The sequence below is a fragment of the Prevotella sp. P4-98 genome (assembly GCF_002251405.1).
Taxonomy (GTDB): domain Bacteria; phylum Bacteroidota; class Bacteroidia; order Bacteroidales; family Bacteroidaceae; genus Prevotella.
Genome location: NZ_NPJC01000058.1, coordinates 1 through 15,575, shown reverse-complemented (window position 1 = coordinate 15,575; position 15,575 = coordinate 1). Strand labels below are relative to the sequence as shown.

Here is a 15,575-nt window from a genome sequence, read left to right as displayed (position 1 = left end):
AAAAACATGGTTAAACAAGTGTTAACAATGAAGCGTTCGCTCTCTTTGATCGCGATGCTGATGCTCTTCACTTTGGGCGCATTTGCCCAGAAGGGAATCACGGTCAAGGGTACGATCGTGGATGGTTCTGGTGAAAGTCTCATCGGAGCTACAGTGAGAATTAAGGGAGATGCCAGTTCGGGTACGGTTTCCGACTTCGACGGTAATTTCTCTATCAACGTGCCTTCTGAGGCTTCCGTTCTGGAATTCTCATACGTCGGCATGGTTACCAAGAGCGTGAAGGTTGGTAAGCAGCGCAATCTGCGTATTGAACTTTCTGACGATAACGCTCTGCAAGAGGTAATTGTTGTTGGTTTCGGTCAACAGAAGAAAGAGTCTGTGGTCGGTGCCATTACGCAAACCACGGCGAAAGTGTTGGAGCGCACCGGTGGTGTGACCAGTTTGGGACAGGCCTTGGCGGGTAACCTGCCTGGTGTTGTTACCATGCAGACTACTGGTCAGCCTGGTGATGAAGATCCAACCATCACCATTCGTGGTGTGACGTCGTGGAACAACAGTGCACCTCTTATCCTTGTCGATGGTATCGAGCGCCCCATGTCGAGCGTTGATATCAACTCCGTTGCTACCATCTCCGTGCTGAAGGACGCATCAGCCACAGCAGTATTCGGTGTACGTGGTGCCAACGGTGTAATCTTGATTACCACCAAACGTGGTGAAGAGGGCAAGGCTACGGTCAATGTTAGTGCAAGCACTACGCTGAAGAGTTATTCGAAGCTTCCTGATATGATGGATGCTTACGATGCGCTCAGTCTGCGTAATGATGTCATCGAGGCTGAGTTGCCCTACCGTCCTGAGGCTTGGGCTTACTATCTGACTCGTGACCGTATTAATAAGTATCGCCATCCTGCCAACCAGGAGGAGTTTGAACGTTATCCTAACGTAAACTGGGTCGATGAGTTGCTGAAGGACGTCGCAGTTTCGTATCAGGCTAACGTGAATATCTCTGGCGGTACTAAATTTGCCAAGTATTTCGCAAGTGTCGATTACGCTCATGAAGGTGACATCTATAAGAAGATGCCTTCACTTCGTGGTTATGACCCAGGATTTTCTTACGACCGTGTCAACGTGCGCAGCAACTTGGACTTCAATCTTACCAAGACAACTAAATTGCACGTAAACCTCTCTGGTTCACACGCAGTGAAGAAAGCTACACAGGGTCAGTATGAAAATCTCGTTTGGTCTGCTTTCTATGGTATCTCACCTGATGCCTTCCGTCCTATCTACAGCAATGGTGCTTTCGGTTACTATGCTCCGAACCCCGACCAGGCTGCTACCAACTCTATGATGGACTTGATCGTGAACGGTATCGGTTATACTACTAACGACCGTTTGAACACCGACTTCACCTTGGAACAAGACCTCGGCTTCATCACCAAGGGATTGCGTGCACAGGTACGTTTGGCATTCGACAACGCCTTCAATGAAACAGGCCGCGGTATTGATGATACCACCGACTGGGAGGATGACTTCACACAGTGGATTGACCCTGAGACCGGTAAGATTGTAACCAATGTTACTACCGACAAGAACTACAAGTTTGACTTTAAGAACAACAAGGCTTGGAAAACAGGTGCTGGTAAGGTGAACGACTGGATGTCATATCGTCGCTTGAACTATTCTGCACAGGTTAACTGGCAGCGTCAGTTCGGTCAGCACAACGTAGGTGCCATGGGTAACTTCAACCGTGAACAGTATGCTACCGGTAGCCAGCAGCCTTACTATCGTGAGAACTGGGTATTCCGTGCAACATACGACTATGCTCATAAATATATGATTGAGTATAACGGTGCGTACAACGGATCTGAACTCTTCTCACCCGACAACCGTTTCGCATTCTTCAACTCAGGTGCTATCGGATGGACTATCAGTGAAGAGAAGTTCATGAAGGTGCTTCGCGATAAGCACATTATTGATATGTTGAAGTTCCGTGCTTCTTACGGTGAAATCGGTGACGACCAGGTGTCAAACCAGCGCTGGCTCTATATGGATCTCTGGGCTAACTCAGGTGCCTTCCGTCAGAACAGTACAGGTGTGGATCCTGCAAAGAGCCCCTATACTTGGTGGCAACAGACACAGTTTGGTAACCCCGACCTCCACTGGGAGAAAGCTAAGAAGCTCGACATTGCTGCCGACTTCGGATTCTTCGGTGGCCTGATCACTGGATCGTTCGACTACTTCAAGGAGAAGCGTTCCGATATTTTGATTACAGGTAACAACCGTGCCGTTCCTTCATACTTCGGCGGTGGTGCTCCTGCAGTCAATAAGGGTAAAGTGAACAGTGAAGGTTATGAAGTTGACATCCGCTTCAATAAACAACTCAATAAGGACTGGCGTCTCTGGGGTAACGTATCGTTCACCCACGCTAAGAGTGAAATCATCGACCGCGATGACCCAGAACTGAAACCTATCTACCAGAAGAACGCTGGCAAGGGTATCGGTCAGACCTACTGCTATGTTGACAAGGGCTACTATAACAACTGGGACGAACTCTATGGTAGTACCGCTCACGACCAAAACGACGACGAGCGTATGCCCGGTAACTATATCATCCTTGACTATGATGGTGACGGTAAGATTACCTCTAACGACTATATTCCTTACGGATTCACCAGTATCCCTCAGAATACCTGCAACTTCCAGATTGGTGTTGACTTCAAGGGATTCTCTGCTTTCGTACAGTTCTATGGCACCAACAACGTATCACGTTCGGTGGGCTTGAGCAGTCTCGGCGGTACACGTAACACCGCTTACCACGAAGGTAGCTATTGGACTAAGGAAAACCAGACCGGTGATGTGCCCCTGCCACGATGGCTGACTAAGAAGAGCCCATATACAGATGGTACACGCTTCATGTTCGACGGTTCATATCTCCGTCTGAAATATGCAGAAATCGCCTACACCTTCTCTAAGGAGAAATGGCTCCACTCACTTGGACTTCAGAGTCTGAAGCTTTTCGTCAACGGTAACAACCTCGCCCTCTGGACTGATATGCCAGACGACCGTGAGTCAAATACCGGTGGATGGAGTGCTTATCCTACTCAGAAGCGTTTCAACTTAGGTTTCAAAATCACACTTTAAACGCAAAAAAAATGAAGAAAACATTTATATATGTTCTTGGTGCACTTTTCTGCATGACACTCGGACTCAGCTCATGTACCGATTATCTGGATCGTGATGAGCAGACCGTGTTGTCGAAAGAAGACGCCTTCAAGAACTTCAAGAATTTCCAGGGATATGTCGAGGTGATGTATAACGTCATCCCCGATGTTGCCAAGCACTACTGGGTAAGCTCATTCAACTGGGGAGAAGATGAAATCATCACTACCGGTGCCGGCGAATATCTGGCTGGCTACTCAGTTGATAAAGGTTCATACCGCGACTTCCTTTACGGTTCGGGTAAAAACGGTAGTACTTTCTTGGACCGTGACTGGTCTATTGATCAGGGTTCCAACCAAGACGACCGTTTCAAGAAGTCACTCTGGGGTGGTGGATGGTATGCCATCCGTCAGGCAAACATCGGTCTGAAGGCCCTTGAAGATGGTATGCTCACTGATGCTACTCAGGAACAACGCAATTTTATCAAAGGTCAGTTGCTCTTCTTCCGTGCATGGTTCTATTTCGAACTGACTACCTATTGGGGAGGTCTGCCTTACATGACTGAACCTCTCAATCCACAGGAGCAGTTCAGACTTCCACGTATGAGCTATCAGGAGTGTGCAGACCACATGATTGCAGACTTCCGTGAAGCCGCTAAACTGTTGCCTGTCAATTGGGATGATACCGATACTGGTCGTCCTACCAAGGGTAACAACATCTTCCGTCCTAACAAGATCTGGGCACTCTCATATCTTGGTAAAGCTGCCCTCTATGCCGGTAGCCCACTGATGGTCAATGGAACAGACAACGATTTGCGCACTTATGATGCCAACTACTGTAAGATTGCTGCCGATGCGCTCGGTGAAGTGATCTCTATGGTGGATAAAGGCCAGTGCCAGTATAAACTTGTTGACTTTGCTGACTACAGCAAACTGTTCTATGAGCGTAAGGACTTCTTGATGCCTGGTTCTACCGAAGCTATCATGCGTAGCCCTTCATTCGGTGCTGACTCATACTGGCGCCAGATGAACTCATACCAGATCTCTGCTATCTGTAACGGTGACGGTATCATTCTCTGTCCTACTGCTAACTATGTAAACTACTATGGTATGGCTAACGGACAACCTCTCTATAACGAAGACGGAACTGTCAACGCTGCTTCTGGTTTCGATGAGCATCATCCTTGGAAAGGCCGCGACCCACGTTTCTATCACGACATTGTCTATGATGGTGTGAAGATGATCAAAAACGTGGCTGCCGATGTTGCCAAGTATGGTCCTTACGAGTTTGCCAACTTCTATAATGGTGGTAATGGCGTGAACGACCCGAAGTCAACCTCACGTACTGGTTATCTGAACTATAAGTTTATACCCATCGGTGCTAACTTGGCTGATAACGATTATGGTTGGGGATTCCACATGCACCTCTCATGGCTGCGTTTGGCAGAGGTTTATCTGCTCTATGCAGAGGCTACTGCAGAGGGTTATGGAAGTGCCACAGCGAAAGCCAGTGGATGCAATCTCTCTGCCGAGGATGCTATCAATGTGATCCGTGACCGTGCAGGTGTTGATCATGTAGCACCAAACTTTACCGCAAGTGTAGATAAGTTCATGAGTGAAGTACGCCGTGAGCGTGCTGTAGAGTTGGCTTTCGAAGGCCATCGCTTCAATGACCTCCGTCGTTGGAAACTCCTCACCGTTTATCCTTACACTATCAAGACCAAGCAGACATTTGACCGTGATCCAAGTGTGCCCTTCGATGGTAATGCACCAAAGGACAATGCTGTGGTCAACTTTGAACAGGAAGTTCTCGTGACACGTAAGCTTTCGGCTAAGCACTATTGGTTGCCATTCCGTATCGATGATGTTACGATGTATCCTGAATTCGGCCAGAATCCTGGTTGGTAATGGTAATATTAATGATTAAACAGAATAACAAATGAGACATATATATAAAGGACTTGCGTTGTGTGCATCTTTGGTTGCAGGCTCAACAGGTGTTTATGCCCAAGAAGCCGAGACCGATACGCTCGACAAGGTGCAAGTGGCATTCCGCGCTGTCGATAAACAAGACCTTATGGGCGGTGTGTCGGTAATAGACATGAAGGAGATGGCCAAAAAGAACTATGCCACCAGCAGTATCGAGTATATCGAAAACGTGGTCGGCGGTGTCAATGGCGGTCTCTGGGGATATGGCGACTATCTCGTTGTGGTAGATGGAATGGTTCGCGATGCCAACAACGTGCTTCCACAGGAAATAGACCAAGTTACCCTGCTTAAAGGTTCGGCTGCCGTAGTGCTCTACGGTCCACGTGCTGCTAAGGGTGTGTTGCAGATTACTACCAAGCGCGGACAGATGGGCGACCTCCGTATCAACGCACATGCTGACATGAGTATTGGTACTCCCATCTCGTTCCCCAAGTATCTGGGATCTGCTGAATATATGAGTTACTATAACCAAGCTCGTATCAATGACGGTTATGATAAGAACTATTCAGACGAGGAAATCTATAACTTCGCGTCTGGAAAGAATCCATACCGTTATCCTAACTTTGATATGTACGACAGCCAGTATCGTCGTGACTTCACCACTCGCTATGAGGGAATCGTCGAAGTTACCGGTGGTACAGAGCGTGTGAAGTACTACACTACTTTAGGTTACTATCGCAACAACGAACTGTTGAAGGTGGGTAATACCAAGGACAACTTTACCAGCCGTTTCTTCGTGCGTGGTAACATGGACGTGAAATTCAACGACTGGTTGTCTGCTAAGGCCGATGCTAATGTGACTTTCTACGATGCATTCGCTGCAAAGACTGATTGGTGGGGACAGGCCGCTACATTGCGTCCACATCTCGTTTCTCCATTGATTCCTATCAGTTTCATCGAGTCAACCGACAAAATATCGCTCGGTTCGGTGATGAACAGTAACTACCTGCAAAATGGATTCTTCTTCGGTGGTACACAGTCGAACCCCACCAACCCTTATGCTGATGCTTTCGCAGCAGGTGACAACAAGTTTGTAAGTCGTCAGTTCCAGTTCAATACTGAGTTTGACATAAATCTCGCTGCACTGACACAGGGTCTGATGTTCCGTGCTAAATACGGTATCGACTATGCTTCAACCTACAACCAGGGTTATAGCAACAGCTATGCTACCTTCTCACCAACTTGGACTAACTATAACGGTCCTGACATGATTGGTAGCATCACCCAGTATGGTGAAGACAAGAAGACCGGTCAGCAGTATATCAGCGATTCTTCTTACCGCTATACTTATAATGTAAGCGGACAGTTTGATTGGGCTCGTACATTTGATGGCGTACACAACGTGTTCGCTATGGCACTCGCCAATGCTTGGCAGACTCAGCGCAATGGTCACTACCATCGCACTACCAATGCCAACCTCGGCTTGCAGTTGTCGTATAACTACGACCATACTTACTATTTTGACTTCAGCGCTGCTATGCCATATTCAACCAAGTTGCCTGCAGGCAACCGTGCTGCAATCTCTCCCACAGTGACTTTGGGATGGCGTCCTACTAAGGATGTGCTGAAAGATACTTTCGTAGATGATTTGATGGTGAACGTATCTGGTGGTATCATCAACCAGGATATCGACATCACTGCCAGCGATAACGAAGACGGATACTTCATGTATAAGACCATCTTACAGACTGGTGGATGGTATTCATGGGGTGACCTCGAAGGCGGTGCTGCTACTGAGTTCCAGCGTGGTGACAACTATGACATGGGCTTCGTAAAGCGTAAGGAGTTCTCTGTAGGTCTCCGCGGTTCGTTGCTCGACAAACTTATCACTTTTGACGTGAACTTCTTCACCAGCAAGATGGATGGTATGTTGACACGTGCCACTTCGCTCTTCCCGAACTACTTCACACAGACTGGTTATCCTACCTCTTCTATTATTCCTTATGTGAACTACAACATTGACAAACGTATTGGTGTTGACTTCAGTGTATATGGAAACAAGAAGATCGGTGAAGTGGATTTGAGCCTCGGTGTAAGCGGTACATGGTATAAGAGTACTGCCGACAAGCGCGACGAGAACATAGAGTTTGATTATCTCTCAGCTATCGGTCGTCCGCTCAACGGACTTTGGGGCTTGAAGAGCGATGGTTTCTTCAACTCACAGGAAGAAATCGATGCAGCTCCTGAGCAGACCTTCGGTGAGGTAAAACCTGGTGATATCAAGTATGTTGATATGAACAACGACGGTAAGATTGATGATAACGACCGCGTATTCCTCGGACGTTGGGACACTCCATTCCGCATGGGTCTGAACCTTACTGCTAAGTGGAAGAACTTCACCTTCTTTGCAATGGGTAACCTCTGGTTGGGTGGCCATGCCATGAAGAGCGACTCTTACTGGTGGGTTCGTGGTACAGGTAAGTACTCTGAGGTAGTTCGCAACGCTTGGACTCCCGAGACTGCTGCTACTGCCACTTATCCACGTCTGACCACTACCAATGGTGACAACAACTTCCGCTATTCAGACTTCTGGATGTACAGCACTGATCGCTTCAACCTCTCGCGCGTACAGATTACATACGCACTTCCAAGCAACCTCTTCGAAGGTTCGTTCGTACGTGGTATCGACGTTTATGTGGGTGGAAGCAACCTGCTGACCATTGCCAAGGAGCGTAAGATTCTGGAGACCAAAATCGGTGGTGCACCTCAGATGCGCTCTTACAACATTGGTTTCAGAGCTTCGTTCTAATTAGTAACTCATAAATCAAAGAAAAATGAAAACATTCAAAAAAGTAGCAATACTTTCAACAATGATAGCTCCTTTGATGCTCTCGTTGACCAGCTGTGATGACTTGTTCAATCCAGCTCCAGAGAACTTTAAAGGCGAGGAAGACCTGAAGGAAATGCCTTCATGGGCTGCCGGACTGTTGGCACATGCCTATATCAGCAATCCTTTGGGTAACGGTGGTGAGAGCTATCCTTGGTCGGAAACCGCTACGGACGATGCTGTTTCAAACGATGTGAACAACGGATTCCGTAAAATTGCAGGCGGTGCATGGCGCAAGGACAATAATCCTCTCGACCAGTGGCAGCATCTGCGTGCCTCTATGCAGTATATCAACCTGTTCCTCAAAACTTCTGAGGACGTGACTTGGGCTGCTGACGAAGTTTCGTCAAAACTCTATAAGATGCGTTTCCAAGGTGATGCCTATGGTATGCGCGCCCTCTATATCTATCACCTGCTCCGTGCTCACGCTGGATGGACAGAAGATGGCAAACTGCTGGGTGTGCCCATTCTGACTGAGCCTGAGAATGTGAATTCACAGTTCAACTATCCACGTAACACATTCCAAGAGTGTATCGCTCAGATTGATGCCGACGTGAATAAAGCTGTGGAATTGCTGCCTGAAGAATATGGTGACGTCAATGCTGATGGTGATGTGCCTGCCAAATACCAGCAACTCGGTGCTGCTGCTTCGCAGTACAACCGTGTGTTTGGTGTGACTGCAAAGAACCGTATGAGCGCACGCATTGCTAAAGCTGTACGTGCACAGGCTTACCTCTTGGCAGCCAGTCCTGCTTTTGCAGAAGGTTCTGGTGTGACCTGGGAACAAGCTGCCAAGGCTATGGCTGACGTTTGCAAATATTTAGGTTCTAATCCTGTCTCACAACTCGATCCTAAGGGTGATGACTGGTTTACCAATGCCGACGCTCTGAAGAACCTCGCTAATGGTCAGAATACTAATGAATGGCTCTGGCGTACTAATGCTGGCGAAAGCTCTGGCATGGAGGAGAATAACTTCCCACCAACTATGTTTGGTAAAGGTCGTATCAATCCTTCACAGAACCTCGTCGATGCTTTCCCCATGGCAAACGGTTATCCCATCAGCGCTGCTGCAGCAAACTATGATGCTCAGAATCCATACGCAGACCGCGACCCACGTTTGGCTAAGTTCATTGTGCTGAACAAGTCTAAGTTTGGTGGCAAGGAAATCGTTACTGCTTTCGATGGTACTGACAACAATGCTATGGACAAGAAGGATGGTGAGTCAACACGTACTGGATACTACATGCGTAAACTTCTCAATGGTGATGTAAACTGTAATCCTACTTCAAAGCAGGGTAAACACCACATCAAACCACTCATGCGCTTCACAGAATTCTTCCTCGGATTTGCTGAGGCTGCTAATGAGGCATGGGGACCAAGAGACAGTCGTATGGGCTTCTCAGCATACGATGTGATGAAGGCTATCCGTGAACGTGCTGGCATCTGTGCCAACGTTGACGACCCCTATCTGAACGAATGTGCTGCCGATAAAGATAAGATGCGTGAACTGATTCACAACGAGCGTCGTATAGAACTCTGCTTCGAAGGATTCCGTTTCTGGGATCTCCGTCGTTGGAAGGCAGACTTGAATGAGACTGTCAAAGGTATGAAGATTACTGGCGACCCCGCACACTATGAGGTGGTTGACGTAGAAACACGTTCATACAAAGACTATATGTACTGGGGTCCTATCCCATACAGTGAGACCCTGAAATATGATCAGCTCCAACAGAATAAGGGCTGGTAATCAATGACATTATTAATAAAAACTGAAAAACAATGAAAATGAATAATATCAAAGCGATGGTTGCCCTTGGGGTTCTGGCTCTTGCCTCTACTTCTTGTGAGAATGGCGATTGGGATTTCCCCGATTTCGAATATTCGACAACTTATTTCGCTTATCAGGGGGAACAGAACCCTATCCGTACCATTACTCTGGGTGAAGATCCTGAGTATGATACCAAACTGGACAATAACCACCAGTGTCAGATCATTGCCACAATGGGTGGTGTGTATGACAACAAAAACGATGTGATTATCCAGATTGCTGTTGACAACTCGCTTTGCGACGGTATGAAGTTTAAAGGCACAGATCAGTCTGTAGTGGCTATGCCTTCCAACTATTATAAACTTGCTGCCAATCAGATCGTTATCCCTAAAGGTAAGGTGATCGGTGGTGTGACTGTACAGTTGACCGATGATTTCTTCAACGATCCTAAAGCTACTGAACTCAACTACGTGATTCCAGTGAAGATGGTTAGCGCTGTGGGTGTTGACAGTATCCTCTCTGGTAAACCCAAAGAAGGTATTGAGAATCCTTCAATAACCAACCTTGGTGACTGGGATGTGGCTCCAAAGAACTACGTGCTCTATGCTGTGAAATATATCAGCAAGTACCAGTCAAACTATCTGCGTCGTGGTGTTGATAACTACGCTGACGGTAGAACAGTTGTACGTCATGCTGGATTCGTAGAGAAGGACGAAGTAGTGCTCAACCAGTTTAAGACTCTTGGTATCAATAGCGTACAGTGGGATCGTCCTGCAAAGGATAATGCCGGCAACAATATTGATTGCTTGTTGAAACTCGACTTCGATGGCAACGGTACTTGTACCGTATCGTCGAATGTAGAAGGTGTAACTGCTACTGGTACAGGTCAGTATGCTGATAAAGGTGATAAGAACAGTTGGGGTGGTAAAGACCGCGATGTGCTCTATCTTGACTACACCGTTGAGTATAGCGGCATCAAGTGTGCTACCAAGGATACATTAGTTGTTCGCGACCGTGGTGTGAAATCCGATTGGTTCGCCTTCGAAAAGTAATTAGGTTTCTGATTTAAACAATAACAAAAGTATGAAACATTCAAACAAGATTTTAGGAGCAATGCTGCTGGCTACTGCCGCTCTCGCCACTTCGTGTGTCGATGACGACAAGCTGGGCTATGCTTTCGAAAAACCAGCCTCTATTGCAGGCATGGAATATCTTGCAGACTACGACGCATTAAAAACATACGTCAACCGTTCAGAGCACCCCAACTTCAAGTTGGGTGTGGCTTTGGCTGCCTCTGACTATAATGCTGACGGTCTGGTGACCCGTTTGGCCAACTCTAACTATGACGAGATGACTGCGGGCAACGCTATGAAGTACGCTTCATGTGTGAAAGATGATGGCAAGATGGACTTCGGTACCGTTGAAGCCTTTGTCAACAACGCTAAAGAAAATGGTATTACCATCTATGGTCATACGCTGGCTTGGCATGCACAGCAGAACAATAACTATCTCAAAGGTATTATAGCTGCCAAGGAAATTGAGGTGGATCCAGATGCTAAGGTTGATAAGATTGACTATGAGCAAGATTGGAGTACTGCCCCTGGCTATTATTTCTGGGCTCCAGATGAGGTAAAGGCCAATATCAAGGTTAACACCGTAGAAGGTGCTCTTCAGATTGACAACGCTAAAGCTATTGACAACTGGAAGGTTCAGTATCATGTGGCTAATGGTCTGCCCACTGTTGCTGGTAATACCTATAAGTTGAAGATGACTATCAAGGCTACTGGTCAAGGTACCATGAGTTGGGGCGTTGGCGGCTGGAGTGGTCAAGCACAAGGCTCTTTCGGTTTCGATACAGAATGGAAAGAGTTTGAGAAAGAGTTTGTGGCCATTGCCGATGGTGGATTTGTTCTCTGTCAGACTGGTCAGTTTGTAGGTTCCATCTATATCAAGAACGTTCAGATTACTCACTCTGAATCTCCTGTAATGGAAGTGTTTAAAGACTTCATTACAAATGGAGAGATGGAAAGTGGCAAATCAATGGCGAACTTTACTGTTGCTGAGGCTGGTAAAGGGCAATTCACTCCAACAGCTGTTGCCGGAGGTCCAGAAGGTAAGAACTGCATCGTAATCCATGGTAATGCTAATGCTGTAAATGAATGGGATACCCAGTTCTTTATCACAACTCCTAATAAGGCATGGACTGCAGGTGAAGAATATAAGATTTCGTTCTACTACAAGGCTTCCGAGAACATCGGTTCTGCTACTCAGTGTCACGGTGCTCCTGGCGGTTATATCCACTGGGCTTGTCTCCCTGCCAATCCCAACTTTACTACCAAGTGGCAGAAGTATGAGATGACAGGAACCATCCCCTCACAGGTTACAGATGCTAACCCCATGCACTCCATTGCCTTCAATCTCAACATAGGTAAGGTTGATCACGCTGTTGACTACTATTTCGCTGACGTACATTGGGGCGTAATGGAGAAAACCAACAAGATTGAACTCACCGATGAAGAGAAGAAGGATACCTTGACTTGGGCTATGGATCAGTGGATTACTGGTATGATGAAGGCAACCAACGGCTATGTTACATCATGGGACGTTGTCAATGAGCCTCTTGCTGGTGATGACCTTGATGGTGATGGCAAGTATGACTTGCAGTCGGCTACTCGTGGTACAGTGAGCGAGAAAGATGCTGCCAACAACTTCTATTGGCAGGATTACCTCGGTGATGTTGACTATGTGCGCACCGCTGTGAAACTGGCTCGTCAGCGCTTCGCTGAGAATGGTGGTGAAGGTGAACTGAAACTCTTCATCAACGACTACAATCTCGAGTCTGATTGGGATGATAATATGAAGGCTAAGTCGCTCGTGAAGTGGATTGAGGAATGGGAGAAGGACGGTACTAAGATTGATGGTATCGGTACGCAGATGCACATCTCTTACTATGCTAACGAGGCTACACGCAACTCGAAGTTCCAGCACATTGTGAAGATGTTCGAAATCCTTGCAGCTTCAGGTAAACTCGTGAAGATCTCTGAACTTGATCTGGGTTATGTGGATGCAGACGGTAACACGCTGAAGACACAGGATCTTACTGATGAGCAACACAGAGAGATGTCTGAATACTACAAGAATGTTATTGCAGCATACTTCAAGTATGTGCCTGAAGCACAGCAATACGGTATCACCAACTGGTGTATTACCGATGCTCCTGCCAACAGTGGATGGCGTCCAGGCGAGCCTGTTGGACTTTGGGACAGCAACTACAACCGCAAACATTGCTATGCTGGTTATGCTGACGGTCTGGCTGGCAAAGGCACCGTAGAATAAGAAACTAGTTTTTATTAATACTTCAAGGATAACGTGTTTATCCGGCACGAGGACTGTGTCTCTGGCACGGTCCTCGTTTGTTTATCTATTTTTATGGTGTAAAGATGCTCTTATCTGACAAAAAATGAGTATCTTTGCATGTCTAAAACTATGGATAGATGAATGATTTAAAACAAATGATTATTGGGGTGGGGGCTTGTTGCTTCCTGCTATTCCTAATGGGGTGTGGCGGTATGCGTAAACCTGCAAAACAAAGCCAAGCGCTGCCCAGCATTTTTCCCGATTATACTGATGTGACTATTCCATCAAATATCGCACCACTCAACTTCATGATAGAAGGAGCTGAACATATTCAGGCGCGTTTCCTTGTGGCGGAAAAGGAATTATTGGCTGTGTATGGCGACGAAGTTATTGATATTCCCGAAGACGACTGGCAACACCTGTTACAACAGACTGTTGGAAAGAAAATGCAGGTAGAGGTGGCTGTCTGGGATGAAAAGCATCCAGATGGTGTCGGTTATCGTCCATTTAATATTTCTGTGGCAAAGGATAGTATTGATCCTTGGATTGCCTATCGACTGATAGAACCGGGGTATGAAGCATGGCAATTCATGGGCATCTACCAACGTGAGCTTGGTAGTTTTTGTGAGCGCGAGATCGTATCTAATAAAACTACAACAAGTGCTTGCATCAACTGTCATCATTTCGACCGACGCTCAGCGAAGCGCATGATGTTTCATGCCCGTGGAGAGAATGGTGGCACAATAATTCTTGATCAGGGGCAACTGAAAAAGGTGGATCCAAAGAAAATGGGACCACAGAAAGGTGCTGTCTATCCTGCATGGCATCCCGAAGGCAGATACATCGCTTTTTCATCGAACACCACCAACCAAACCTTCTTCGGTCAGGGGCGTCAGCCACTGGAAGTCTATGACCGTGCCTCAGACTTGATATTGTATGATACTAAAGAGTATCAGGTGACTGCAGACAATCGTTTTCTCAATGAAGAAAGAATGGAGACCTTCCCTGCTTGGTCACCCGATGGTAAGTGGCTCTATTTCTGTTCGGCACCTGCCAAGAAACTTCCTGATGAGCGTAAGGAGATGCATTATTCTATCCTGCGCGTGGCTTTCGACAGTCAAACAGGACTGTTGGGAGAACAGGTCGATACCTTATATAATGCACGTATGGAAGGAGGAAGTGCTTCGTTCCCACGAATCTCTCCCGATGGTCGATACCTGTTGTTTACTTTGGCGGACTATGGCACATTTCCTATTTGGCACAACGAGGCTGACCTGAAAATGATAGATTTAACGACGGGTAAACCTGTGGATGTGGATGCGTGGAATGCAAAGGATCAGACAGATAGCTATCATGCGTGGTCTGCCAATGGCAGATGGGCAATGATTGCCAGCCGGCGTCTTGATGGTCGTTATACTCGTGTATATTTCGGTTACCTCGATGCTAATGGCAAGGCACACAAGCCTTTCTTGTTGCCACAGAAAGATCCGCGCAGCAATACGCTGCGATTGAAATCATATAATATTCCTGACTTTGTGGATGGCAGGGTGGAAATGCCCCAAGAGGTAGTAGAACTATTTCGTTGTCCCGATAAACTGATACAATGATGAAAATTCCCAAGATATCAACATCTGTGGCAATGGCTTTGTCTGCCCTTGCTCTCTTTGTAAGCCTTTGGCTCGTATGGTATAATAATTTTTATTATGTCCTGAAATGGATGGAGAATTATACTTTCTATAGTTCTTCGTCTGACATGATATTCCTTGGTGCGGTAATGCCAGGAGACGTGTTGAAGGTTGTTGGAGCCTGGCTGATGCAGTTCTATTATTATCCAGTAGTAGGTGCTACTGTTCAGGCATTGCTTCCTGTCATGGTGTTTTTGGCTGCAGCTATTGTTGTGGTGCGCCTTTTCAAGGAATCGCGTAAACTCTTGTGGATAGCCATGATTCCTGTGGTCTATGTTGTGGGTAGCCAGTTCTGGGATAATGAATTGGACAAGACACTTACTGCCGTATTGGTTTCATGGGGCGTAGCCTTGATAGTATTCATCCTAACACTAAAAAATCGCAGAATATTCCATTTCCCCCTTAATTCCGCAACACTATAATTTAACTTTATTTATAAGTTCCTGAGCAACAAAAAGTTGCCCAGGATTTTGCCATGTCAGAATTTTCACTTATCTTAGTGTTGCAAAAAGAAAACAAGCAAAACTCTAATATGACATGGCAAAAATACAAATTAAATCTGAGAAACTCACACCTTTTGGAGGAATTTTTTCAATCATGGAGAAATTTGACTCCATGCTTTCACCCGTTATCGACTCAACACTGGGTCAGAGATGCAGCAGTATCTTCGGATATCAGTTCAGCGAGATAGTCCGTTCGCTGATGAGCGTTTATTTCTGTGGCGGCTCATGCGTGGAAGATGTAACGTCACAACTGATGCGCCATCTCTCGTATCATCCTACCCTTCGTACATG

The 15,575-nt window shown here is 46.6% G+C and carries 8 protein-coding genes and 1 pseudogene; all 9 read left to right on the top strand.

Translation table 11 applies throughout. The features are described from left to right. Nucleotides 1–27 precede the first annotated feature (27 nt). Entirely contained in the window at nt 28–3,138 is a 3,111-nt protein-coding gene (locus CIK96_RS08575; RefSeq protein WP_371592563.1) for a SusC/RagA family TonB-linked outer membrane protein, read from the top strand. An 11-nt stretch (nt 3,139–3,149) separates the two neighbouring features. Beyond that, nucleotides 3,150–5,063 (top strand): RagB/SusD family nutrient uptake outer membrane protein, encoded by a 1,914-nt coding sequence (locus CIK96_RS08570; RefSeq protein WP_094440346.1) that lies wholly within the window; start codon nt 3,150–3,152, stop codon nt 5,061–5,063. 31 nt (nt 5,064–5,094) lie between these two features. After that, the gene (locus tag CIK96_RS08565; RefSeq protein ID WP_094440345.1) at nt 5,095–7,893 is read left to right on the top strand and encodes a SusC/RagA family TonB-linked outer membrane protein; all 2,799 of its coding nucleotides are present in this window, start codon (nt 5,095–5,097) and stop codon (nt 7,891–7,893) included. 25 nt (nt 7,894–7,918) lie between these two features. Beyond that, nucleotides 7,919–9,718 carry a RagB/SusD family nutrient uptake outer membrane protein gene (locus CIK96_RS08560; protein WP_094440344.1) on the top strand — a complete coding sequence of 600 codons (1,800 nt, stop codon included), beginning with the start codon at nt 7,919–7,921 and terminating at the stop codon, nt 9,716–9,718. A 32-nt stretch (nt 9,719–9,750) separates the two neighbouring features. After that, on the top strand, nt 9,751–10,791 hold the full coding sequence (locus tag CIK96_RS08555; RefSeq protein ID WP_094440343.1) for a DUF5627 domain-containing protein: 1,041 nt from the start codon (nt 9,751–9,753) through the stop codon (nt 10,789–10,791). A 31-nt stretch (nt 10,792–10,822) separates the two neighbouring features. Beyond that, on the top strand, nt 10,823–13,075 hold the full coding sequence (locus CIK96_RS08550) for an endo-1,4-beta-xylanase (protein ID WP_094440342.1): 2,253 nt from the start codon (nt 10,823–10,825) through the stop codon (nt 13,073–13,075). Between the two features lie 158 nt (nt 13,076–13,233). Next, entirely contained in the window at nt 13,234–14,703 is a 1,470-nt protein-coding gene (locus CIK96_RS08545) for a PD40 domain-containing protein (RefSeq protein WP_094440341.1), read from the top strand. Beyond that, complete coding sequence (locus CIK96_RS08540; RefSeq protein WP_094440340.1) at nt 14,700–15,203, top strand: DUF6057 family protein; 504 nt, start codon at nt 14,700–14,702, stop codon at nt 15,201–15,203. The genes CIK96_RS08545 and CIK96_RS08540 overlap by 4 nt, the downstream gene beginning before the upstream one ends. Nucleotides 15,204–15,318: 115 nt before the next feature. Then, nucleotides 15,319–15,575: pseudogene (locus tag CIK96_RS08535) on the top strand (IS1380 family transposase); the annotation flags it as partial.